Source organism: Rhodococcus sp. UNC23MFCrub1.1 (genome assembly GCF_000686025.1).
Taxonomy (GTDB): domain Bacteria; phylum Actinomycetota; class Actinomycetes; order Mycobacteriales; family Mycobacteriaceae; genus Rhodococcoides.
In genome coordinates this window covers 92,628-115,791 of sequence record NZ_JMLQ01000007.1, presented here as the reverse complement: position 1 = coordinate 115,791, position 23,164 = coordinate 92,628, and the positions used below count along the sequence as shown (strand labels likewise).

Genomic DNA, 23,164 nt, shown 5'->3' with positions numbered 1-23,164 from the left:
GACGCGTCAACCGTGCACGTGAACATCGATCGTCCACTCGGGCAACGGGTCCGGATAGCCCCTCCAGGCGTCCGGACCCGCTGTCACCTCCGCGTCTGTCAGCAGTGCGGTGTCGAGAAGGTCACGAACCATGTCCGGGCGTAGTCGTACTCCGATGACGACGATCTCCTGGCCGGCCGGAACGTCGATCTCCGACCACGGTTGCGCACCGTCGATGGTGAGGTTCGGGCCCGCTTGCGACCACACCGCCGCCCGGTCCGGTCGCGACGCGATCCAGCAGAAACCTTTGCTTCGCAACACATCGTGCAACCGGTCGAGTGTTCGGTTCAGGCGCGTGGGGTGGAACGGCCGGTCGGCGGTGTAGACGAAGCTCGAGATGCCGAACTGCTCGCTCTCCGGCACGTGGGTGCCGGTGAGCTCGTCGTCCCAGCCCGGGGCGAGTAGCGCGGCCTCGGGGTCGTAGAGACCGGTGTCGAGGATTCGGGCGGGGTCGATGGCCCCGTTGATCGTGCGCACGACCTCGGCGCGGGGATTGAGCCGTCGCACGGCGGCGTCGGTGGCTCCGGCGAGAGCGTCGGAGACGAGGTCCGTCTTGCTGATCAGCACGATGTCGGCGAATTCCACCTGGTCCACGAGGAGGTCCGAGATGGATCGCTCGTCACCCTCGGCGACGTCGAGCTCGCGGTCGTCGAGTGTGTCGCCGCGGGAGATCTCCGTGAGGAAGGTGGAGGCGTCCACGACCGTCACCATCGTGTCCAGGCGGGCCAGGGTGCCGAGGCTGACGGGCGCGTCGCTCTGCGGCTCCCACTCTCGGGGCTCGAAGACCCAGTCGAACGATGCCGCGACGGGCAGGGGCTCGGAGACACCTGTCGATTCGATCAGCAGGTAGTCGATGTCGCCTGCCGACGCCAGCGTGCCCACGGCCTCGATGAGGTCGTCGCGAAGCGTGCAGCAGATGCAGCCATTGGTGAGTTCGACCAGCCGCTCCTCGGTGCGGACCAGCGTGGTCGACCCGGTGACCGACCCGTCGATGAGCCTCGCGTCGATGTTGATCTCGCTCATGTCGTTCACGATGACCGCGACCCTGAGACCCTGCCGGTTCGCGAGCACGTGTTCCAGGATGGTGGTCTTGCCGGCGCCGAGGAAGCCGGACAGGACGGTGACGGGGAGCATAGGGGCCATGCCTTGATGATAATCATTGTCATCAAGAAGTCGGGTGGGGGGTGTCCCTCACGAGCAGTTCCGAGGCGGGTGCGGGGCGGCCGAGCAGGTATCCCTGCACCAGATCCGCTCCCACCTCGCGCGCCGTGGCGAGTTCCTCGGCGGTCTCCACGCCCTCGAAGATGCAGACGGCACCGATCTCCCGCGAGAACGTGACGATGCTGACGGCGGCGGCACGACGCATGGGGTCGGTGTCGATGCCGCGCACGATCGAGGCGTCGAGTTTGACCACGCCGGGACGTAGTTCCACCAGTTGGCGCAGACCCGAGTAGCCGGTTCCCACGTCGTCCACCGAGATGAGGACGCCCGCCGAGCGCAACATCTCGACGGCGACGCCCATCCCGTCGTAGTCGTCGATGCGGTCGTGTTCGGTCACCTCCACGATCCAGCGCCTGCCCCTGTCGCCGCGCCCGATCAGGTCCGCGGCGAGATCGCTGGACAGGATGGTGTCCGCCGAGGTGTTGACCGCCACGAAGGCGCCCGATGGCAGCACGCTGGACGCGGTGATCGCCGCGTGGATGGCACTGAGTTCGAGGTCCACGCGCAGGCCGACGGCCGACGCGTCGGTGAACCACGTCTGCGGTGAGCCGTACCCGTCGGGGAATCGCGACAATGCCTCGTAGCCGACGACGGCTCCCGTGTCGGTGGTGCAGACGGGCTGGAAGACGATGCTCGGGCCGCCCGACGCGATGAGCGCCGCGATGCGGTCGCGGAGGTCCGCCGACGCGGACGCCCGACTGGCGTGGCGACGCTGCATCGTCGCCTCCGCGCGCGTCATCAGGTGGTGCAGGGTGGTGCCCACGTCGGCATGCGGGTCGACGGTCTCCGCCACCGAGCCCGTCAGAACCGTGACCGGTGCGCTGCGCAGAGGGGTGCTCTCGAGTCCGGTGGCCAGATCCCGCATCGCGCGATCGGCGGAACCGTCCGGACCGACGAGAAGCACACACAGGAACTGCGAGGTGCTCAACCGTGCCGCGACGGCGTCCGCCGGAGCCTCGGTGGTGAGCCGCTCGGCGATCTCCTCGAGCACCTCCCGGCCCGAGCCGCGGCCGAAACGCTGCTCGACGTCCGCGAAGTCGGCGATCTCGACGAAGACGCCGAGAGCGGTGCGGCGACTCTGCACGGACTGCGATTGCGACGTCACCCGGTTGTAGAGCCCGCGCCGCGTCAGCAACCCCGTGAGTGGATCGCGTTGCGAGGCCTCGACCTGTCGGCGGAGGTAGGAGACGTACATGCGGATGACGAAGGGCGTGGCGAACATGCTCATCAGCGCGAGCGTGCGTGACAGCACGAGCCAGATCTCCGTGCCCTGCTCGACCGAGACGGCGGCGAGCACGACGAGCAGGCCGCAAGAGAAGGCGACATGCAATGTGAGGGTGAGGGTGTCGGTGAACGCCGCTGCGAACAGGGAGACCAGCACCAGTACGGCGCATGCCGGCATCGACAGGAACGCGGAGTCGTACATCGTCACGACGGTGAGCACGCCCACGTCGGCGTAGACGACGTAGGCGGTCTCGAAGTGCCTCGGACGCGTGGTCGTGAACCAGGCGACCGCGACGGGAACGGTCGTGGCGGAGAACAGAAGTATCCACACCGCGCCGCCCGGTCGGAGGGCGTCGGAGGGCAGGAGCAGCAGGCCGGCGACGCCGACGAGCACCGTGATGCCCGCGATGACGGCGCGAGATCGTTCTGCTGGTCTCGGCGTCAACGCGAGAAACGACAGAACCGGATCAGGACTGATCCGCTGTGATCTCACGACGACTCGTTTCGACGGTCTGCGGCGCCGGAGTGCGCTGGGAATCAGCACACTCCGACGTCAGACTACCGGCGGCGAGTTCGTGCTGCGGCCAGAACCGAGTCGGCGGCGGGCTTCCACGGCATGCAGATCGCGACGGCCACGGCGCACGCCAGGCACGCGGACACCGTGACGTACGAGGCGAACTGGAATCCTTCGAGACTTGCGGACTTCATCGCCAGAATCAGTTCCGCCTTCTGCTGTTCGAACAGCGACGGCGTGGGACGCTTCGCCATCTCGATCACCGCGATGACGGTTTCGGACGCGAAACCCTTCTCGCCGTCCGTCATCAGCGACGAGGGCACCGCATCGACCAAGGGGGTGACCCGCGCAGAGTAGACCGAGGCGACGATCGAACCCAGTACCGCCACACCGAGTGTGCCGCCGATCTCGCGTGTCGTGTCGTTGACCGCCGACCCGGCGCCGGCGCCGTCCAGGTCGACTGCGGACATGATGGAGTCGGTCGCGGGTCCCTGGACGACGGCCAGTCCCAGTCCCATGAGGACCATCGACAGCAATACCGGGCCGACATAGGGCGTGTCCACGGTGGTCTGGCCGGCGATGGCCATCCCCGTACTGACGATGAGCAGTCCCAGCACGATGACGGCGGTGGCACCGAAGCGCTGAGCGATCAGCGTGGCGATCGGTGCGCCCACGCCCACGGCCACCGCGAACGGCAGTGAGTGCAGGCCGAACTCGAGCGGTGAGTACTCGCGGACGCCCTGGAAGTACTGGGTGATCATGAACAGGAAGCCGAACATGGAGAAGTAGCCGACGGCGATCGACAGGGCCGGGAGCGAGAAGCGACGGTTCGCGAACAGAGTCAGATCGAGAACCGGAGCGGCCGTGCGCTTCTCCCACGCGAGGAAGCCGGCGATCGCCACGGCGGAGAGCGCGTAGCCGGCGAGGGAGGTGGCCGACAGCCATCCGCGATGCGGGGCCTCGATGATCGTCCACACCAGTGCCGTGATCGCTACCAAGGAGGACACGAGTCCGACGACGTCGAAGCGGCCGACGTGCTCGGCGCGCGACTCCGGGACCAGAACCCGAGCGGCGAGGGCCACGACGAGTGCCACGGGCACGTTGATCCAGAAGACCGAGTGCCACGAGAAGTGTTCCAGCAGATAGCCACCCGCGGTCGGACCGATCGCGATGGCGAAGCCGGCCATGGCCGTCCAGGCGGCGATGGCCAGTGCCTTCTCACGGGGGTCGGTGAAGATGGTGATGATCATGGCCAGCGTCGCCGGGAACACTGCCGCCGCGAAGACGCCCATGACGGCGCGTGCCGCGATGACCTGGCCGAGGTCACTCGACAGCGCCCCCACCACCGACAGCGCCGCCACCCCGAGCAGGCCGATGATCATGACGCGGCGGCGTCCGTACCGATCGCCGAAGTGCCCGAGCGCCAACAGGAAGCCGGCAAACGTCAGTGTGTAGGCGTCGACCACCCACTGCAGGCCGGACATCGAGGTCTGGAGCTCGACGCCGATGGACGGCAGCGCGACGTTGACGATGGTGTTGTCGAGGACCACCAGCAACTCGGCCGCGCAGATGACGAGGAGCGCCAGCGCGCGGCCTCGCCCTGACAGCGAGGTGGTGGGTGGTGCCTGATGCAGTGCCATGGAACCCCGCTCCGTCGGTTCTATGCGGTAGCGCATAGAAGGTGGACCGAAGGTAACTGTGTCGCTGCGTCACGGTCAATCGAGTGTGGTGGCCGTCACGCTCGGGTCAGTCGACGGGGGCGACCCGGACATTCGTGGTGCGGCTGGACGCAGATGTCGATCAGATACTCGACCATCGAGGGGGTACGGCAACTGCTGCAGTTCGCCGATCACCTCGAGGTGGTGGAGCCGCACGAGGCGCGGACACGCGTCGCGGAACTGGCGGCAGACCTCGCTCGTTGACATTTCTGACGGTGTCGGTGGCTCCTGTTATCTTCGCACACATGTTCGAGTCGGGGTGGGCGCAGCAGGATCCGGAGGCCATGGGCCTTCCGGTGGCGCTGACCGATGCGTCGATCGAGGAGGCTCTGGACACCGTCGTTCACGCGACCGCCGGCCTCGGCTTCCTGGAGTGGACTCGCTACCGGGCGGCCGCGCACCTCCACGCCCTGATCGTCGCGCCGGTCGAGGCCTCGGACCGCCGACGCCTGGACGCGGCGACGCAGTGCGCCGCCCGCATCGCCACCGTGCTGTCCGTCAGTCAGGGTGCCGCCGACGGCATTCTCTTTCGCGCCCTCGTGTTGCGCGATCGCCTGCCGCGTGTCGCAGAGTGTCTGCGGGACGGGCTGCTCGCGCCGAAACACCTGCACACCATCGTCACTCGTACCGATCTGGTCGACGGCCGCGACTACGCCGACGAGGTCGACGCCGAGATCGCTGCCGCCCTTCGGCGTCGCCGTTCGTGGTCCGACACCCGGCTTCGGGACATGGTCGACTGCGTCGTTCATCGTCATGATCCTGATGCGGTGCGCGAGAGGCGCATCAAGGCCAAGGAGAATCGCTCCTTCTGGGTCGAGAACGCTCCCGACGGCATGGCGGCCGTCGGTGCCACCCTGGCGGCCGAGGACGCGCTGCTCGTCGCAACCCGTGTCGAGGCTCTTGCTGCGAACGTCTGCTCGCGCGATCCGCGCAGCCGTAACGCTCGCGCGTCCGACGCACTGTTCGCGCTCGTTACCGGCACCGGATTCGGTTGTCAGTGCGGCGATCTCACGTGCACACACACGGAGACCGACCCCGACTCGATCAGCGCGACCACCGTCGTCGTGCACGTGGTCGGTGACGCGGCCACTCTGGATGCGGCCACCCCAGCTGCATCGAGCCCGGAAGGTGCAGCCCCCGACACGTCCGGCCGCTCCGGCTTCCTGCACGGTCACGGTGTCATCTCGCCCGACCACCTGCGGGATCTGGCGAACCGTTCCGATGCCGTGCGTCGACGGATGGACGCGACGCCCGCAGCCCATCAGCCGGCCGACCCGTATCGGCCCAGCGCGGCACTCGAGACGTTCGTCCGTGCCCGGGACCAGTACTGCACGTGGCCCGGATGCAACAACCCGGCGGTGACGGCGGACCTCGACCACGTGACCGAGTACGACCACGACGACCCGGCCGCCGGTGGACAGACCACGGCGGTGAATCTCAACGGCAAGTGCCGCTTTCACCACACTCTGAAGACGTTCACCGACTTCCTCGACGATCAGTACCCCGACCCGGAGCTACCCGGCAGAGTCCTCTCGACCGTCACCACCCCGGAGGGTCGCACCGTTCCCGGTCCGGCTCACAACGGATACGACCTCCACCCGGAACTGGCCGACGTCACCTTCGACGACCCAGTGGTGCACCCGCCGCCCGGGACCGAGTCGCCACCGACGAGACGACGCACTCGCCTTGCGGCCGTTCATGCGCGGCGACGCGCTGAACGGGCACGCAACCGCCGAGCTCGAGAAGCCGCAGCGATCGACGACCCGCCACCGTTCTGAACGACGAGCGGGGCTGTCAGACGCGCGCGGATTCGGCGGCGGTCACGCGTCGCTGACGCAGCACACCGGCCACCACGGTGACCGCTGCCAGCACCGCGGAGAAGCCGATGGCCGTCCGCTGCTCCGGCATGATCACCATCATCACGAGGACGACGACGATGAAGCCGATCGCCAGATACGTCAGCCACGGATACAGCCACATGCGCACCGGAGGTCGGCGACCCTCCCGGTCGAGCGTGCGCCGCAACACCAACTGGCTGGCCGCGATGGCGAGGTACACGAAGAGAGCCACGGCCCCGGTGGTCGCGAGCAGGTACCCGAACAGTTTCTCCGGCAGCGCGTAGTTGCCGACGACGGCCACGAATCCTAGTGCGGTGGAGGCCAGTACGGCGACGTAGGGCACGCCGCGGCTCGATACCTTGCGTACCGCCGCGGGGGCGTCGCCACGCTCGGACAGCGAGAACAGCATGCGGCTCGCCGTGTACAGCGCGGAATTCAGGCACGAGGCGACGGCGGTGAGGATGACGACGTCCATGATGCGGTCCGCGTGCGGAATGTTCATCTGCCCCAACACGAACTGGTACGAGCCGGTCTCGGCGTCGAGCTCCGCGGCCGGCACCAGGGCGACGACGATGAAGATCGAGCCGAGGTAGAAGATCATGATGCGCCAGATCACCGAGTTGACCGCGCGGGTGATGCCCTTCTTCGGATCGGGCGACTCCGCGGCGGCGATGGTGACGATCTCGGTGCCCATGAACGAGAACATCGTCGTGAGCATGGCGGCGATGACGGCACCGAAACCGAAGGGCATGAACCCGCCGTCCGACCACAGGTGCGATACCCCGCTGACGTCGCTGCCCGGCAGCAGACCCAGGATCGCGAGCACGCCGAGCGCGATGAACCCGATGATCGCGACCACCTTGATGAGCGCGAACCAGAACTCGAACTCGCCGTAGTTGCCCACGCTCAGCAGGTTGGTGACGGTGAGGATCAGCGTGATGGCGAGCGCCCAGATCCACTGGTCACCGCCGATCCACGACGACATGATCAGCGCACCGGCCGTGGCCTCGACCGGGATGACCAGCACCCAGAACCACCAGTAGAGCCACCCGACGGAGAACCCGGCCCAATGGCCGAGCGCGCGGGTCGCATACGTGGAGAACGACCCGGTGTCGGGGTTGGCGGTCGCCATCTCCCCGAGCATGCGCATCACCAGGACGACGAGGATGCCGGCGAACAGATACGACAACAGCACGGCGGGGCCGGCCAGGTTGATCGCGGTCGCGGATCCGACGAACAGTCCGGCGCCGATGACACCGGCGATCGAGATCATGGTGATGTGACGTGGTTTCAGGCTGGTTCCCAGAGCGCCGGGTTGTCCGGTCGCGCTGACTGGGTCCGCGTCCTTGTTGTCGATCGACATGTCAGTTCTCCTCGTGAGATGCGAACCTTCCGAGTCGATCACAACGGTCGGTTCGGTGCCCGGCGCACGGCACATCTCGTCCGATTTGCCCGGTCTTTTCGGGGACTATCCTGAGGTCATGACGACGCCGACCGGACCGCGCGACAACGACGACTCGGCTCGCGACCGCGACCAGCCGACGGAGTACCTCGGCACTCCCGGTCACACGTCGGATCCGGGCCAGGCCTACGGGCAGTCCGGCTACAACCCGACCGAGGCGCTCCCGGCAGGCGACTGGTACGCCCAGCAACCGCCGTACGAGCAGGGCTACCCCCAGCAGCAGCAGTATCCGACTCAGGGCTACCCGACACAGCAGGGTCATCCGCAGCAGCAGGGCTACCCGGCACAGCAGGGCTACCCGACGCAGGGCTATCCCCAGTACCAGCAGCCCCCGTACCAGCAGAACCAGTACGGCGAGGCGCCCTTCCTCGAGAACGGCGACAGCAAGCCCCCGCGCGGTCCGAAGACCGCACTCATCGTCGTGGCGGCGCTCGTCGTGATCGCACTCATCGGCACCGGGGCGTATCTGCTGTACGACTCGACGTCGTCCTCGCGCACCGCGGCGCCGGCCATCACGCCGCGCTCCGCCCCGCCCACGACCACGGCGCCGCCGTCGACGAGCGTCCCGCCGCTGGGCTCGCTGCCGGGTCTGGAGCAGATTCCCGGGGGAGTGGGGGAGGCGCTGGGGTCTCAGGGGGCCTCCGTGGGCACGATCATCTCGAACGACGGCACCACCATCGTCATGGACGGGATCGGCGGGTCCACCGTCACTGTGGTGACGAACGCGAACACGCAGATCCTCGCACTCGGCGCCGCCACGGTGGCGGACCTCGCGCCCGGCACCTCGATCGTGGTGCAGGGCACCCCGCTGGCCGAGGGGTCCATCACCGCCGAGGTCATCGTCAGCGCCGGTATCGGCTTCAACTGACGCTGGGGCGTCGACCGACACCACCGAACGAGAGACACCCTCCCCCGCACACGCGGGGGAGGGTGTCTCTCTGTCGATCAGGTCAGGCCTGGCGGGCCATTCCGCGCTCGATAGCCGCGACGATCTGCGGGCGCAGTTCGGCGGCCGCCACGATGTGGTGCACCGAACCGACGGTCCGCGCTCGCTCGATGTTGTGCACCGCCTCGAACTCGGACGCCACCTCACCGAGCTTCTCCGAGCGCACCGCGGTGCGGGTGGCCGACAGCTCCACCTGCAACCGGGCCCGCTCCGTGTCGTCCTCGGAGGAGTTCATGCGTGCCTCCAGATCGCGGACGGACGGGTCGGATGCGGTGCGCTTGTTGACGTCTCGCGTGAAGACCACTGCTGCGGCCGGTGCACCACCGAGGACGGACGCGAACGATCCCTCGACGGCCAGCACCTCCATGTTCTCGTTGAGCGCTCCGGAGAACACCACGAACGCGCCGCCGTGATACCGGGAGACCACGCAGAACACGATCGGTCCGTCGAAGTTGACGATGGCACGGCCGATCTCGGCGCCGTACTCGAGCTGCAGGTTGCGCAGCGACTCCGGTGACCCGTCGAAGCCGGACAGGTTGGCCAGCACCACCAGCGGGCGGTTGCCGCTGGCGGCGTTGATCGCACGGGCCGTCTTCTTGGACGAGCGGGGGAACAGCGTTCCCGACGTCCACTGGTCGGGGCCGTCGGACGGGAACCATCCCTTGCGCGAGATGGCACGCGATTCGATGCCGATCACCGACACCGGGTAACCGTCGAGGTGGGCGTCGAAGACGACGGACGTGTCCGCGTCGGCCATGTCGGCCCACCGCTCGAGCACGGCGTGGTCCTGATCGACCACGGCGCGCATGACGGTGCGGATGTCGAACGGCTTCTTGCGCTCCGGGTTGGTGGCCGAGGAGAAGATGTCGCCGACGGTCTTGAAGTCGCTCGACGGGTGGACGTGCGGGTAGGTCCGCACGTCGCGGTCGACCGGGTCGACGGTCGTCGTGCGGCGCGGGAAGCGTTCTCCCGGTGCGCGATACGCGTGATCGTAGTGCGCGAAGAGGACGTCGCACGCTGCTCCGAGGTTCGGAGCCCAGTACTGCGCCTGCCCGTTGGGGCCCATGACGCGGTCGTAGCCACCGATGCCGAAGTTGTCCTCCGCGGAGACGCCACCGGAGTAGTCCAGGGACTGCTTGCCGGTGAGCACCATCGCGCTCTCCGGCGTCATCACCAGGATGCCCTTGGTGTGCATGAGCATCGTGGCCTCGGCGTTCCAGTACGGCTGCGCGCCGACGTTGATGCCCGCGACGATCACGTTGATCTCGTGACCGGCCTGCGTGAAGGTGATGATGCGGCGCAGAGCCCGCGACACCCAGTCCATGTTCTCCGTGCCGCTGCCCATGGAAATGGTCGCGCCTGAGGAGAGCGCGAACCACTCGACAGGGACGTTCATCTCCTCGGCCAGGTCGATCGCGGCGACGACGCGCGCACACTCGGCCTCGGCCACCGTGCCCAACGCCTTGGTCGGATCGCCGAACAGGGCGACGCGGGTCATGCCCTCCGGGTACAGCGCCGTCGGCGTGGACACCAGGCCCACGATGATGCCCGCGGTGTTCTGACCGTACGGCCGCGAGATGGGTTGCAGCGCACCGGACTCGTCCAGGTCGTACTCGACGAAGGAACCGTCGCGCTTGGTCAGCACGGGGATCAGCTCGTACGGGTACACGGTGCCGCGTGCCTGCGAGCGCTGCACGTTCTGCGTGTACGTGTCCAGCGGGCGCATGGGCTCGGTGGGCGGGTCGGTGATCTTGGTGACCACACCGGTACCGGGTCGGTACGAGAAGCGCAGGGCCTGCATGGTGGGCTCCGCGCCGGGGCGCACCACGACGCGGGCCATCATGGTGATCTCCTCGAGACCGGCGGCCACGGTGAGCGGCGCGAGATGCCGGGCCACGATGCGCAGCTTGTCGAGCGGCAGGTTCAGCACCGGCCACACGTAGAGGACGACGCGATTGTGGTCGAGGCGGCGGTTGCCTCGGCGAGCCTGGGCGCGGCGGATGCCGTCGAGGCACGCGGAGAGTGTGCGCTCGATCGCGGGAACCGAGACCACGTTGCCCTGGGCATCGAATTGCACTGCGGCGTCGCGGATCTCGGCCAGGGCGACCAGTCGCTCGTCCTTGGGGTTGTCCTTCGCCACCAGATCGAACAGGTACGTGCCGGGTGCGGAGGGGATGCGGGTGCCGTCGAAGTTCTTGAGGCGCCACAGGTCCAGTCGCTGACCGGTGAGCGGATGCAGGTCGCGGAGCGAGACGTCCTCTGTCAGAACGCCTGCCTGCGGCCGGAACGTCACCTGGCGCGAGATGCCGGTGCCGCGTCCGAAGACGGTGACCGTGACGCGACGCCACGACGTGGTCGCCGGGTGTGCGGCGATCTCGGTGCGCAGCTCCTCGACCACCTGGTCGCCGTCCTCGGGAGCTGTCGGCCACGAGAGGTACAGATCCACCGCGAGGTTCTCGGGTGCCGGCCCCGCGGTCTCGGTGAGCGCCACCAGCGTCGACGAGAGGCCCGCGCGATCGGTCATCGTCGAGAGCAGGTTGACCTTGCCGCCGACGAGGGTGAAGGTGCCCGAGACATAGTGCTGCCCTTCGCGATCGAAGGCCTTCACGTCCTCGAAGTCACGGATCTCGTAGTACTGGCGGGTGATCACCTCGAGCAGGGCGCCCGGATCGGACATGCGCTGGGAGAGCAGCTCCACGAGCGGCTCCTCCGTGGCGACCAGGGCGTCGATGCGCTCCTGGTGATCGTCGGCGTCGGGCCGCTCGGCCAGGTACTGCAGACTGCCGCGGACACCGTCGTAGACCTGCTCGCGCGCCTTGCGGATCTGCGGCTCGTCGAACAACTGGAAACGGAGGTTGCGGGCGACGTCGCCGATCACCGGGTACCGCACCTGGGTCGCGACGACGAGGCGGTCGAGCACCTCACCGACGGCGCTGTCCGCGTCGGGGGCGACCGACGGGTCGGCGATCCACCGATCGAGGAGCGCCGCGATGGCCGGCACCTGGTTCTCGATGCGCTGCTGCGCCAGGAAGAGTCGGTAGACGGCCTCCTCGAGATCGGTGCCGCGATCGAGATCGTTCTTGTCGTAGTGCCGCAGTGCGCGAGCCAGCTTGTCGCGGAACTCGTCCGGCAGGCCCTGGACGTCGGCGTCGAGCGACTGCAGGAACGCGTGGAAGTGCTCGCGCGGACTGTGGACGCGCTCGTCGGTGCCCTCTTCGTCCATGGTCGGACGGTTACGCGTCAGCTCGCACATGTCGGCGAAGGTGGTGAGCAGGTCCAGCTCGGCGCGGACCAGCTCGCCGTCCTTGCGCGGGAGTGCCCCGCGCAGAGCGTCGTACTCGGCGATGGTGGCGAGCGCACGGGACGCGCTGACGTCGAATCCGCTGAGGAGAGCCCGCAGTTCGTCGAGACGGGCCAGTGCGTCGATGCGGTCGTCGCGGTCGGCGTCGCCGCACGGCGAGCGGAACTCGACCCGGGCGGTGGTGGAGGCGGCGGCCGTCTCACCGATCGGGTCGACGCGCAGCAACGCCGCGCCGTTGTCGACCTGTGCGTTGACGACGGCGAGCACCTCGCTCACCCGACCGGCCGAGGCGGCGCGCACCGCGGTCTCCATCTTCATGGCCTCGAGGACCACGAGCGTCTGTCCCGCCTCGACCTCGTCGCCCACGGCGACCGGCACGGCGACGACGACGGCGGGGGCAGGTGCGCGCACCAGGCCGGCCTCGTCCTGGCTGATCTGGTGGCTCACGCCGTCGACCTCGACGAGATACCCGGCGGGGCCGGGCACGGTGACGACGGAGTAGCGGGTGCCGTCGATCTCGGCGCGACGCTCGAAGGTGCCGAGCCGCTCGATGTCGATGGTGATCTCGTGGTCGTCGACCGCGACCAGGTAGCGGTGCGGTCCCACCTGGCCGACGGTCAGGCGGTAGCCCTGGCCCTGGTAGTTGAGCTCGACCGTGCGGCCGATGTCGTGGCTGGCGCGGGGACGGCCGCCGCGGGCGGACAGCAGGAACTTGGCGCGCTCACGGGCCTCGTCCGCGTCGTAGGCGTCGACGGCCGCGGCGATCAGTGCGACGTCAGCGACGCGGGTGGGGCCCTCCGCGGTGCCCGCGCCGGTGCGGTCGAGCCAGCCGGTGTCGGCAGTGGCGTCGATGAGCTCCTCGCGGTCGAGCAGGTCGAGCAGGAACGACTTCGTGGTGGTGCCGCCGTCGATGACGACTGTGGTCTCGCGAAGCGCCGTACGTAGCCGGGCGAGGGCCTCGGAACGGTCACGGCCCCAGGCGATCACCTTCGCGACCATGGAGTCGTAGTCGGGCGGGATGACGTCGCCCTGGGCGATGCCCGTGTCGACGCGCAGGCCCGATCCGAGCGGGAACTTCAGCAACCGGACGGTGCCGGGCGCCGGTGCGAAACCGTTGTCTGCATCCTCGGCGTTGAGTCGTGCCTCGACGGCGTGACCGAACTCGGTCGGGCAGTCGCCCTCGAGCACGTGGCCGCCCGCGACGAGGATCTGCAGCTTGACCAGGTCGAGGCCCGTCGTCACCTCGGTGATGGGGTGCTCGACCTGCAGGCGCGTGTTGACCTCGAGGAACGTGAAGATCTTCTGCTCCGGCTGGTAGAGGTACTCCACCGTGCCGGCGCCGTGATACCCGGCGGCGCGGACCAGCTCCGCGGAGGCGGCGCGCAGCTCGTCGGCCTGCTCCCGGGTCAGGACGGCCGAACTGGACTCTTCGATGACCTTCTGGTTGCGACGCTGGATCGAGCAGTCGCGGACGCCGGGTGCCCACACGTTGCCGTGGGTGTCGGCGATGACCTGGACCTCGACGTGGCGCGCCTCGGTGACGAGCCGCTCGAGGAAGACGACAGGGTCGCCGAACGAGCGCTCGGCCTCACCCTGGGTGCGCTCGAGTGCGAGCTCGAGCTCGTCCTCGGCGAAGACCTTGCGGATACCGCGACCGCCACCGCCGCTGCGCGCCTTGATGATCAGGGGATAACCGATGGCGGCGGCGTGCCGACGTGCATCGGCGCGGGTCTCGACGGGACCACCGCTCCACGGCGCGACCGGGACGCCCACCTTCTCGGCGAGGATCTTGGCCTCGACCTTGTCGCCGAGCAGGCGCATCGAGGCAGCGGACGGGCCGATGAACGTGATGCCCAGGCGAGCGCAGATGTCGGCGAAGGTCGGGTCCTCGGCGACGAAGCCCCAGCCGACCCACACGGCGTCGGCGCGGGCCTCGACGAGTGCGCGCTCGAGTTCGACGTAGTCGAGGTAGGGGTTCTGCACGCCCGTCTTGCGGAGCGTGACGGCCTCGTCGGCCTGGCGGACGAACATCGCCTTCCGCTCGGCGTCGGTGTGCAGAGCGATGACGCGCAGAGGCTCGGCGGACCGCGATTCGTTGTTCAGCTCGCGTACCGCTCGGATGAGGCGAACAGCTGCTTCGCCTCGGTTGACTACTGCTATGCGTGTGAACATGCGCTCCGCCGTCTCGAAGGGAAAGTGTCTTCCGAGCCAGTGTGACGGTCCACGAGCGTACTGGCGAGTACATCTCACCAACGCCCGAAAGGGTCGTGATCGGTCACTGACCTGTGGCGATGCGCTACCCACGGGTATACCGGCGGGTAATGACACGATGGGCCGACGACGGCGCCGTGCCCCGGGAAAAGTACAGTGGAGAGCGATGACAGCGATGTGGTTCGGCCTTGCTCTGATCGCACTCCTCGGTGCGGTGGCACTGCTGTACATCGATCGCGCCCGCCGCGGACAGCAGGGCCGGGTGCGTCAGATCTGGGCGAAAGCGCAGGGCTACCAGTACGTTCCCGCCGATCCCGACCTGCCGTCGACCTTCTCGCGCGCGGCCATGGCGAACCAGGAGTTCCTCGGTGCCGTCGACGTGGTCGAGGGTGTGCGACGCGGCGAGGAGTTCGTCCTGTTCGACCTCGAGGACGCCGCGACCGTCGTGGCGGTGCGCCGCGAGGTGGGATCCGACGTCGACCTCGATCTGCGGTCCCGCACGACGCCGCCGCCCAAGGAGGCCGACATGCAGCTCCTCGGCTCGCTGGGTCCGCGCATCATCTTCGCGACCGACCTCGACGTGGCACGGCGAGTCTGTGACCAGCGCATGGTCGCATTCACGCACTCGGTGCCCGATGTGGTGCAGCTGCTGTGGAGCGAGGGTCCGTGGACGCTGGGCACCGTTCCGGTGGGCAGTTCGGGACGCGACTGGGACGCCGCGATCGACGCCGTCACCCGCCTGTCCGGCCTTCTGCACGTGTTGCCGCCCTCGCGACGCCGCGCAGCACCCGGACGCGACGACTGATCGTTTCATCAGCCACGTGCTGCCGTGAGGAACCTCACCCGTTAGTCTCGTGCGCATGTCGACTCCAACACCGCGGCCCATCGCACTCGTCACCGGTCCGACGTCCGGCATCGGCGGCGGGTTCGCCCGCCGTCTCGCCGCCAGTGGCCACGACCTCGTCCTGGTCGCCCGCGACACCGTCAGGCTCGAGGCACTGGCCGACGAGCTACGCGCGTCGTACGGCACCTCGTCGGAGATCCTGGGCGCGGACCTCGCGACCGAGGAGGGCCGCGCTGCCGTGGTCGCCCGACTGCAGGAGGGCGTGCAGGTCCTGATCAACAACGCCGGCTTCGGCACGTCCGGCGAGTTCTGGACGGCGGATCCCGCGCTGCTGCAGTCGCAGCTCGACGTCAACGTCACCGCCGTCATGCAGTTCACCCGCGCGGCGCTGCCGTCGATGATCGCGGGTGCGAAGGGCTCGGTGATCAACGTGGCCAGCGTCGCCGGCCTGCTGTCGGGTCGCGGTTCCACGTACTCCGCGTCGAAGGCGTACGTCGTCTCGTTCAGCGAGGGTCTCGCGGGCGGTCTCGCCGGCACCGGCGTCCGCATCCAGGCTCTGTGCCCGGGCTTCGTGCTGACCGAGTTCCACGAGCGCGCCGGCATCGAGATGTCGTCGATTCCGTCGTTCATGTACCTCTCCGTGGACCAGGTCGTCGACGCCTCGCTCGCCGACCTGGACAAGAACACCGTGCTGAGTGTGCCTGGGCTTCAGTACAAGTCACTGACTTCGGTATCGCGTCTGGTGCCCCGTACCATCGCTCGCCGCGTGGTCTCCCTGGTCGGCAGCGCGCGCGGTCGCACGTAGGCTCCGGCGGCCGGGGCGAACCCTCGACCTCGGGTCGACGTTCATACTCGACGGCGCTATGTTTCTGGTGTGACTGTTGTGGCCCTGGTGGCGTTCGTGATGATCATCGGTATCGGCTGGATCGTGTCGGTCGTCCGGCGGACACGTCGGTCGGCCGACTCCGTCGCTGCCGGACTGAACCTGCTCGAGATCGAGCTCGATCGACGACGGGCCGTGATCCCCGATCTCGTGCGCGCTGCCGTCGACGCAGATCTCGACCGCGCCGCCGTGAACCAACTCGTCGGAGCGCGGTCGCTGTCGGCCATGATGCGGGATCGGCGCGCCGAGCTCGGCGCCCGGGCCGGCGCCGAGAACGCGCTGTCGGTCGCGCTGCACGAGGTGCTCTTCGACGGTCGGGCCAGTGGGCCTCTCGGGTGGGACTTCAGTTCGCCCGCAACGGAACTCGATCGCATCGAGCATCGCGTCGCCGGGGCCGTCCGCGTGTACAACACGCAGGCCTCGTCGTTGGCCTCGCTCGCCGACTCGCCGTTGTCCGGACCCGTCGTCCGGCTGTTGGGCGTCCGGGCACCCGAGGCGTTCGCCGAGACCGCGGACGCCGACACGGCGTGGTTGCGGGCGCCGCAGCACGCCGCCTGAGCGCACCCGATAGATTCACTGCTCGTGGCAGCTACCGAGAAGTCCGAACTGGCAGAACTGGTCCGCGAGTTGGCCGTCGTGCACGGGAAGGTGACGCTGTCGTCGGGCACGGAAGCCGACTACTACGTCGACCTGCGCCGTGCGACGCTGCACCACCGCGCCGGTGCCCTCATCGGGCAGCTCATGCGAGAACTGGTGTCGGACTGGGATTTCGACGCCGTGGGCGGACTCACCATGGGTGCCGACCCCGTCGCGTTGGCGGTGATGCACGCGCCTGGCCGTCCCATCGACGCGTTCGTCGTCCGCAAGGCGGCCAAGGCCCACGGCATGCAGCGCCAGATCGAGGGCCCGGACATCGTGGGCAAACGGGTCCTGGTCGTCGAGGACACCACCACCACCGGCAACTCCCCGCTCACGGCCGTCGCGGCTCTGCGTGACGCCGGTGCCGTCGTGGTGGGCGTCGCTACGGTGGTGGACCGCGCCACCGGCGCCGACGCGGTCATCGCGGCCGAGGGTCTCGAGTACCGGTCCCTCCTCGGTCTGGGCGACCTGAACCTCTGAGCTCTACTGCCAGCCGACGGCGGTGAAGGGCGCGTTCGTCGTCACGCGGCCGACGATGCCGGCGTGCGCAAAGTCCTTGGCCGTGGCCACCGCGTCCTGGACAGAGGAACCCTTCGCCAGCTCGGCGGTGATGGCGGCGGCGAAGATGCAGCCGGCTCCGGAGACGCGCTCCTCGCCGATCTTCGGCGCACGGAACACCGAGACGTCGGTGCCGTCGAACAGGACGTCGACGGCCTCGTCGCCGGGCAGACCCGCGCCGCCCTTGACCACCACGTAGCGCGGTCCGAGGTCCGCGATGCGGCGGGCGGCCTCCGACAGATCGGCGACGGACTCGATCGAGTCCATTCCCGACAAGGTCTGCGCCTCGAAGAGATTGGGCGTGACGACGGTCGCGAGCGGGAGGATCTCGGCGCGCAGGGCGTTGTCCGTGTCCAGCGCCGCGCCCGGCTCCTGGCCCTTGCAGATGAGGACGGGATCCACGACGACGTGTCGCCACGGCTGCTGACGGAGCGACTCGGCGACGGTGGCAACGGTCTCGGGTGTGCCGAGCATGCCGATCTTCACGACGTCCAGTGAGTGGGCAGCCGTCGCCGCCTCGATCTGGTCGGCGATCACCGGTCCCGCGATGGGGACGAAACGGTGGCCCCACCCGGCCTTCGGATCGAACGAGACGATGCAGGTGATGGTGCCGACGCCGTAGACCCCGAGCCGCTCGAACGTCTTGAGGTCGGCCTGCAGGCCGGCGCCTCCCGTGGCTTCGGATCCGGCGATGACGTAGGCGAGTGTCGGCATGTCTTCATCATCCCAAAACGCCGAGAGCGCGTGGGTGCGGGGCCGAGAGAGCCCCCGCACCCACGCGCTCGGTCGTCAGGAGCGAGTGCCCTTGCGACGCGAGAGTGCGAACGCACCGACACCCGCGACGGCGACGACGGCCACGCCGGTGCCGATCGCGGCGACGGGCAGTCCGCCCTCGTCGTTCGAGGCACTCGCCTGATCCGACCCCGCGAGGCTCGACTCGGACGACACGAGACCGATCTCCGGCAGTTCGCCGGCGACGATGACGTTGCCCTCCTCGTCGTCGGTGAAGTAGTCGACCACCTTGAACGTGCGCGTCGGGCCGTCGACGTAGAAGCCGATGAGACGGATTCCGGAGGCGGTGACCTCGACCGTGGTGGAGTCGATGGTCGCGACCTCGACGTCCTCCTTCTTCTCGTCGCCGACCTCGACCGTGACGGTCTCCTTGGCGGCGTTCTCCGCGGCAGCCTCGTCGGCGGCCTTCTTGTCCGCGGCATCCTTCGCAGCTGCCTCGGCCTCGGCCTTCGCTGCTGCGGCGGCCTCGGCTGCTGCTGCCGCCTCGGCGTCACCGGCTGCTTCGAGCCGCTTCGCGTTCTCCTCGGCGACCGTGGCGGCCACCTGCGTCGTCGCTGCCTTGACGACAGCGGCGAAGAGCGTCGACGCCTTCGCGTACGCGGCCTGGATCGCCGTGGTGACCTTGGCGGCGTCGAGCGTCGCGAACGCGTCACCGACGGCCTTCAACGACTCCTCGGCAGCCTTCGTGGCCTCCTCCGCGGCGGTGCGCGCGGCGGCTGCGGCCTCGGCCTTCGCATCGGCGTCCGCACGCGCGGCCTCTGCCTCGGTCGGATCCGCGGCAGCGTCGCCCTCGAGCTCGTCGGCCTTGTCCTTCGCAGCGTCGGCCTCGGCCTGAGCGGCGTCCGCCTTGCTCTTCTCCTCGTCCGCTGCAGCCTTGGCGGCGTCCGCCTCTTCCTGCGCCTTGGCGGCGACACCGGCGGCGACGATGCTCTCCTGCTCGGCGACCGACGCCGATTCCTCGGCCTTGGATGCCTCGAGCTCGGCCTTCGCTTCGTCGACCTCGGCCTCGGCAGCGGCGTCGCCGCCCTGCGCTGCGGCGATGGCGTCGTCGAGGAATGCCTGCGCCTTCTTGATGGCGTCGACGGCGGCCTTGGTGGCGTCCTTGGCCACCTGCAGTGCCTTCTTCTCGTCCTCGGTCAGCTTCGCGTCGATGTCGACCTTGATGGAGGAGTTGCCCTCGTCGTCGACCACGACGGAACCGGTGACCTGCGGCAGCGGCCGGGCCGGGGGAGCGGTGGTGGGCACGGTGGTGACCGGTGGCGCATCCGTCGCCGAGGGTTCCTGCTCGGTGCTCGACGTGGCGGGAGCCTCGGTGGTGGTGCTCGTGGAGGGCTCGCTGCTCTCCGAGCTGTCCGGCTGATCCTGCTGGGCGACGGCCACGGCGGGTGCGGCGACAGCCAGCGACACGGCGAGCACGGCGCCTGCTGCAGCGAGCCGCGTCCTGCGGGCACGGGTGATGGACTTGTCCGACATGAATGGCCTTTCGATACCGAAGACGGCATTCCTGCCGTATCCGAGAAGCGGTGAAGAATGGTGTACGCGTCCCCCGACCGAACAGAACGTACCTTCCGGTCCGCCTAGACCTTTACTTCAGAGTTACTTCGTCATCGAAGTGTGACCTTTGGTGCAGATGGTGTTCATGCGGTGAATGTGACTGGTGTGATTCGGTTTTCCCTGGTCAGTCGCCCACGGTCAATGCTGCCGCCTCGTCGACGCTGTGCGGAGCGGGGTCGTGGTCGTCGACGTGTGCGAGGACCTTCCGACCGGTCGCGAGAACGCCGATGGCCAGGAAGGTGCAGGCGGCGCCCACCCAGAACGGCACGTGCACATTGGATTCTCCGAGCTTGCCGGCGAGGTACGGGGCGGCAGCGCCGCCGGCGAACCGCACGAAGCTGTAGGCCGCCGAGGCGGTCGACCGTTCGACCGGCGCCGAGATCATGACGGTCTCGGTGATGAGGGTGTTGTTGACGCCGAGGAACAGTCCGGCGAGGACGACGCACACGATCAGAACCGGCTTGCTCTCCGTGAACAGAGCCATCGCGGCGAGGTCGGCGGCGAAGAGGAGCAGCGCGAGCATCATCATGTTCAGCGTCCCGAACCGGCGCTGCAGGCGCGGTGCGAGGAACACCGAGGCCACCGCGAGCGCGAGTCCCCAGCCGAAGAAGATGAAGCCGATCGCGTAGGTGCCGAGGTCGAGCGGGAACGGCGTGTAGGCGAGCAGGGTGAAGAATCCGTAGTTGTACAGCAGTGCCGTGATGCCGACCGTGAGCAGCCCGCGGTGCCGCAGTGCGCGGAAGGGGTCCGCGAGAGAGGTTCGGTGCGTGGGCTTCTCGCCCTCCGGCAGCATGACGACGAGCAGCACGACGGCCACGGCCATCAGGACGGCGACGCCGAAGAACGGGCCCCGCCAGCTGATGCTGCCCAGGACGCCGCCGACCAGCGGGCCGGTGGCGATGCCGATGCCCAGTGCGGCCTCGTACAGGATGATGGCCCGCGCGACGCCACCGCTCGCGGCGCCGACGATCGTCGCCAGGGCGGTCGCGATGAAGAGTGCATTGCCCAGTCCCCAGCCGGCGCGGAACCCGACGATCTGGGTGATGGTGCTCGACGAGCCTGCGAGCGCGGCGAACACGATGATGATCGCGAGACCGGCCAGCAGTGTCTTCTTCGGGCCGAAGCGCGACGAGACGACGCCCGTGACGAGCATCGCCACGCCCGTCACCAGCATGTAGGACGTGAACAGGAGAGACACCTGCGACGGTGTCGCGTTCAACTGTTCGCCGATGGGCTTGAGAATGGGATCGACGAGGCCGATCCCCATGAAGGCGATGACACTGGCGAACGCCACTGCCCACACGGCCTTCGGTTGCTGCAGAAGGCTCGGCTGGGACGCGTCCTTCTTCTCCTCGATCGTCGTCACGGGTGTTCCTTTCGTGCTGTGTTCTTGAGTACCGAGCGCAGGTCGTCGAGGCCCTCGACGATGCGTCGGAGTTGGTCGGGATCGGGCTCGCCCAGGTGGCGGAGCAGTCCGTCGCCGATGGCGCGACGAGAGTCGGCGAGCCAGGTGCGCCCGCGGTCCGAGAGCGACACGACCACTGCGCGGGAGTCGGTCGGATCCGTCATGCGGTCGACGAGACCGTTCTCGTGGAGCGTGCGCAGCAGGGCCGTCGCCGAGGGTTGCGAGCATCGGTCGAGGCGGGCGAACTCGCTGATCCGGATCGCGCCGTACTCGTCGAGCAGGGAGAGCGCGCGCGACCACGTACGGGGATGCTCCGCGGGCGCGACCGAGGCCGCGAGCCGGGTGAAACGCGAGGTCGTGGTGACCAGTTCGGACAGCAGTGTCCGCAGTTCGTCGGTTCGCATCGCCGTGGTCTGCACTCCCTTAACGTTACATAAGCTAACTATCGAAATCCAGTGTGGGGTCGGTTACGGTGTCCGCATGCCGTCCGGGTCGTCCGCCACGCTGGTCCGCAGGGCCACGGCCCTGGCCTACGCCGTCGCTGCGGCGGGCACCATCGTCGGTGCCGCCACGCATCGATCCGTCGTGCAGGCGGTGTGCAAGCCGCTCCTCATGCCGATTCTCGCGGTGCGGTCCGGCGCCCACCGCTCGCCACTGCTGGCTGCGGGGCTCTCGGCGGCGACGCTCGGCGACGTCGCGATGATCGATCCGGACGACGATCGCCGGTTCACTGCGGGGGCGTCGTCGTTCGCCGTCATGCAGGGGTGCTGGTCGGTGCTGTTGCATCGCAACGGTTCTCGCGTGCGGCCGCACCATGCTCTGCTTCGAGCGGCGGGATGGGGTAGCGGCGCCGTGCTGGCCACGAGACGCGCCCCGACCATTGCACCGATCTCCATGGCCTACGGCGTCGCCCTCGGTGCCATGTCCGTTCTCGGTGCGGACGGCGACACCCGTGCCGTCGTCGGATCGACGCTGTTCACCGTCTCCGACGGTATGGTGCTCGTGCGGCGGACCACGGCCGACGCGCGCCTGCGCGACGTCCTCGAGGTCGCGGTGCTCGCGACCTACATCGGCGCTCAGTACGCGCTCGTCGACTCCCTCACGGGAACAGCGTCGGGGTTCCCGACTCGAGATCGAGCAGCAGGCGTTTGCGCTCGACGCCGCCAGCGAAACCCGTGAGGCTGCCGGACATTCCGATGACGCGGTGGCACGGCACGACGATCGACAACGGGTTCCGGGCGTTGGCCGACGCCACCGCTCGCACCGAGGTGGGCCGGCCGACGGCGACGGCCAGAGCGGAGTACGTCCATGTCTCGCCGTAGGGGATAGTGCGGAGCGCGGCCCACACCTCGTTCTGGAATTCGGTGCCCACCGGGGCCAGCTCGAGATCGAAGCGGCGCCGCCGGCCGCCGAAGTACTCCGCCAACTGATCGCGGATCTCGTCGAACCCGTCCGCCCGGGCGGTGCCGATCCGGCCGGGAGCCGGTGCCGGACGGTGACCGGGAAAGTAGACGCCCGACAGCGCCGCCCCGGTGCGCACGACGGTGAGAGGACCCACCGGGGTGTCGAGAACGGTGTGGTGCCGGGTCGAGTCGGTCGGTGTCACAACCGGATCCGCGTCCGGTCATCGGGATCGACGACGACGGGAACGGTCGCGCCGACCTCGTACCGGACGGACCCCGTGCGTCGGACGGTGCCCGGGTAGGACCCCGACCCGGGCACGGTGATCGTGAGGTCGACCTCCGTCTCGGCTCCGACCTCCCGTACCTCGTCGACGACGGCCCACCCCTCGAGCCCGTGGTCGCGCATGCGGCGTTCGTCGGCGGTGGGGCGCCCGGCAGCCATCATCGCGAGTCCCAGTGCCGCGCCGAAGCCCGCGACCAGCGCAGCGATCTGATAAGGAACGGTGCCGTCCGGGGCCTTGGGGAGCAGCACGAGCGCCCAGACCGCCAGCACGACGACGTAGATGGCGGTGACCACGGCCACCGCCCGACCCACTCTCTCGTGGTCCATCG

General features: G+C 68.7%; 19 protein-coding genes. 8 read left to right on the top strand and 11 right to left on the bottom strand.

The window, feature by feature from the left end; all coding sequences use genetic code 11:
• Positions 1-6: 6 nt before the first annotated feature.
• The 3 genes from BR07_RS0116860 to BR07_RS0116850 form a co-directional block, all read right to left on the bottom strand.
• Positions 7-1,182, bottom strand: coding sequence for a GTP-binding protein (locus tag BR07_RS0116860; RefSeq protein ID WP_027506430.1), 1,176 nt, complete (start codon positions 1,180-1,182; stop codon positions 7-9).
• A 22-nt stretch (positions 1,183-1,204) separates the two neighbouring features.
• On the bottom strand, positions 1,205-2,977 hold the full coding sequence (locus tag BR07_RS25190) for an EAL domain-containing protein (RefSeq protein WP_155957082.1): 1,773 nt from the start codon (positions 2,975-2,977) through the stop codon (positions 1,205-1,207).
• A gap of 65 nt (positions 2,978-3,042) precedes the next feature.
• Positions 3,043-4,638 (bottom strand): MFS transporter, encoded by a 1,596-nt coding sequence (locus tag BR07_RS0116850; protein WP_037186303.1) that lies wholly within the window; start codon positions 4,636-4,638, stop codon positions 3,043-3,045.
• Between BR07_RS0116850 and BR07_RS27895 the strand changes: the two genes are divergently transcribed.
• Positions 4,627-4,920 carry a hypothetical protein gene (locus BR07_RS27895; protein WP_442970358.1) on the top strand — a complete coding sequence of 98 codons (294 nt, stop codon included), beginning with the start codon at positions 4,627-4,629 and terminating at the stop codon, positions 4,918-4,920. The two genes, BR07_RS0116850 and BR07_RS27895, sit on opposite strands and share 12 nt — an antisense overlap.
• Before the next feature lie 41 nt (positions 4,921-4,961).
• Positions 4,962-6,494: an HNH endonuclease signature motif containing protein gene (locus tag BR07_RS25185; protein WP_037186301.1), complete on the top strand. Its 1,533-nt coding sequence runs from the start codon at positions 4,962-4,964 to the stop codon at positions 6,492-6,494.
• A gap of 16 nt (positions 6,495-6,510) precedes the next feature.
• On the opposite strand, the gene BR07_RS0116835 is transcribed toward BR07_RS25185, so the two are convergent.
• Complete coding sequence (locus tag BR07_RS0116835; RefSeq protein ID WP_027506428.1) at positions 6,511-7,917, bottom strand: amino acid permease; 1,407 nt, start codon at positions 7,915-7,917, stop codon at positions 6,511-6,513.
• A gap of 118 nt (positions 7,918-8,035) precedes the next feature.
• Here BR07_RS0116835 and BR07_RS27420 point away from each other — a divergent pair, with 118 nt between their 5' ends.
• Positions 8,036-8,884 (top strand): hypothetical protein, encoded by an 849-nt coding sequence (locus BR07_RS27420; protein ID WP_197027822.1) that lies wholly within the window; start codon positions 8,036-8,038, stop codon positions 8,882-8,884.
• 82 nt (positions 8,885-8,966) lie between these two features.
• Here BR07_RS27420 and BR07_RS0116825 read toward each other — a convergent pair whose 3' ends face one another.
• A complete protein-coding gene (locus BR07_RS0116825; RefSeq protein WP_027506427.1) occupies positions 8,967-14,435 on the bottom strand; it encodes an ATP-binding protein in 5,469 nt (1,822 codons plus the stop codon).
• Positions 14,436-14,649: 214 nt separating this feature from the next.
• On the opposite strand from BR07_RS0116825, the gene BR07_RS25175 reads away from it, so the two are divergent.
• From BR07_RS25175 to pyrE, 4 genes are all read left to right on the top strand, one after another.
• Positions 14,650-15,279, top strand: coding sequence for a hypothetical protein (locus BR07_RS25175; protein ID WP_051613537.1), 630 nt, complete (start codon positions 14,650-14,652; stop codon positions 15,277-15,279).
• Between the two features lie 55 nt (positions 15,280-15,334).
• Positions 15,335-16,123 carry an SDR family NAD(P)-dependent oxidoreductase gene (locus tag BR07_RS0116815; RefSeq protein ID WP_027506426.1) on the top strand — a complete coding sequence of 263 codons (789 nt, stop codon included), beginning with the start codon at positions 15,335-15,337 and terminating at the stop codon, positions 16,121-16,123.
• Between the two features lie 69 nt (positions 16,124-16,192).
• Positions 16,193-16,759, top strand: coding sequence for a hypothetical protein (locus tag BR07_RS25170; RefSeq protein WP_155957081.1), 567 nt, complete (start codon positions 16,193-16,195; stop codon positions 16,757-16,759).
• 24 nt (positions 16,760-16,783) lie between these two features.
• Positions 16,784-17,320, top strand: a complete 537-nt coding sequence (pyrE, locus tag BR07_RS0116805) for an orotate phosphoribosyltransferase (RefSeq protein WP_037186299.1) — start codon at positions 16,784-16,786, stop codon at positions 17,318-17,320.
• Positions 17,321-17,323: 3 nt separating this feature from the next.
• Here the strand turns inward: pyrE and thiD are convergent, their stop codons facing one another.
• From thiD to BR07_RS0116785, 4 genes are all read right to left on the bottom strand, one after another.
• Positions 17,324-18,112, bottom strand: coding sequence for a bifunctional hydroxymethylpyrimidine kinase/phosphomethylpyrimidine kinase (gene thiD, locus BR07_RS0116800; protein WP_027506424.1), 789 nt, complete (start codon positions 18,110-18,112; stop codon positions 17,324-17,326).
• 75 nt (positions 18,113-18,187) lie between these two features.
• Positions 18,188-19,663 carry a hypothetical protein gene (locus BR07_RS26330; RefSeq protein ID WP_051613510.1) on the bottom strand — a complete coding sequence of 492 codons (1,476 nt, stop codon included), beginning with the start codon at positions 19,661-19,663 and terminating at the stop codon, positions 18,188-18,190.
• A gap of 205 nt (positions 19,664-19,868) precedes the next feature.
• Positions 19,869-21,110, bottom strand: coding sequence for an MFS transporter (locus BR07_RS0116790; RefSeq protein WP_081821365.1), 1,242 nt, complete (start codon positions 21,108-21,110; stop codon positions 19,869-19,871).
• Positions 21,107-21,553, bottom strand: a complete 447-nt coding sequence (locus tag BR07_RS0116785) for a MarR family winged helix-turn-helix transcriptional regulator (protein ID WP_027506422.1) — start codon at positions 21,551-21,553, stop codon at positions 21,107-21,109. Before BR07_RS0116785 ends, BR07_RS0116790 begins: the two co-directional genes overlap by 4 nt.
• A 76-nt stretch (positions 21,554-21,629) precedes the next feature.
• Between BR07_RS0116785 and BR07_RS25160 the strand changes: the two genes are divergently transcribed.
• Complete coding sequence (locus BR07_RS25160) at positions 21,630-22,328, top strand: lysoplasmalogenase (RefSeq protein WP_051613509.1); 699 nt, start codon at positions 21,630-21,632, stop codon at positions 22,326-22,328.
• On the opposite strand, the gene BR07_RS0116775 is transcribed toward BR07_RS25160, so the two are convergent.
• Together BR07_RS0116775 and BR07_RS0116770 are read right to left on the bottom strand one after the other, a co-directional pair.
• Complete coding sequence (locus BR07_RS0116775; RefSeq protein WP_027506421.1) at positions 22,249-22,755, bottom strand: methylated-DNA--[protein]-cysteine S-methyltransferase; 507 nt, start codon at positions 22,753-22,755, stop codon at positions 22,249-22,251. The two genes, BR07_RS25160 and BR07_RS0116775, sit on opposite strands and share 80 nt — an antisense overlap.
• Complete coding sequence (locus BR07_RS0116770) at positions 22,752-23,162, bottom strand: hypothetical protein (protein WP_027506420.1); 411 nt, start codon at positions 23,160-23,162, stop codon at positions 22,752-22,754. The genes BR07_RS0116775 and BR07_RS0116770 overlap by 4 nt, the downstream gene beginning before the upstream one ends.
• Positions 23,163-23,164 lie beyond the last annotated feature (2 nt).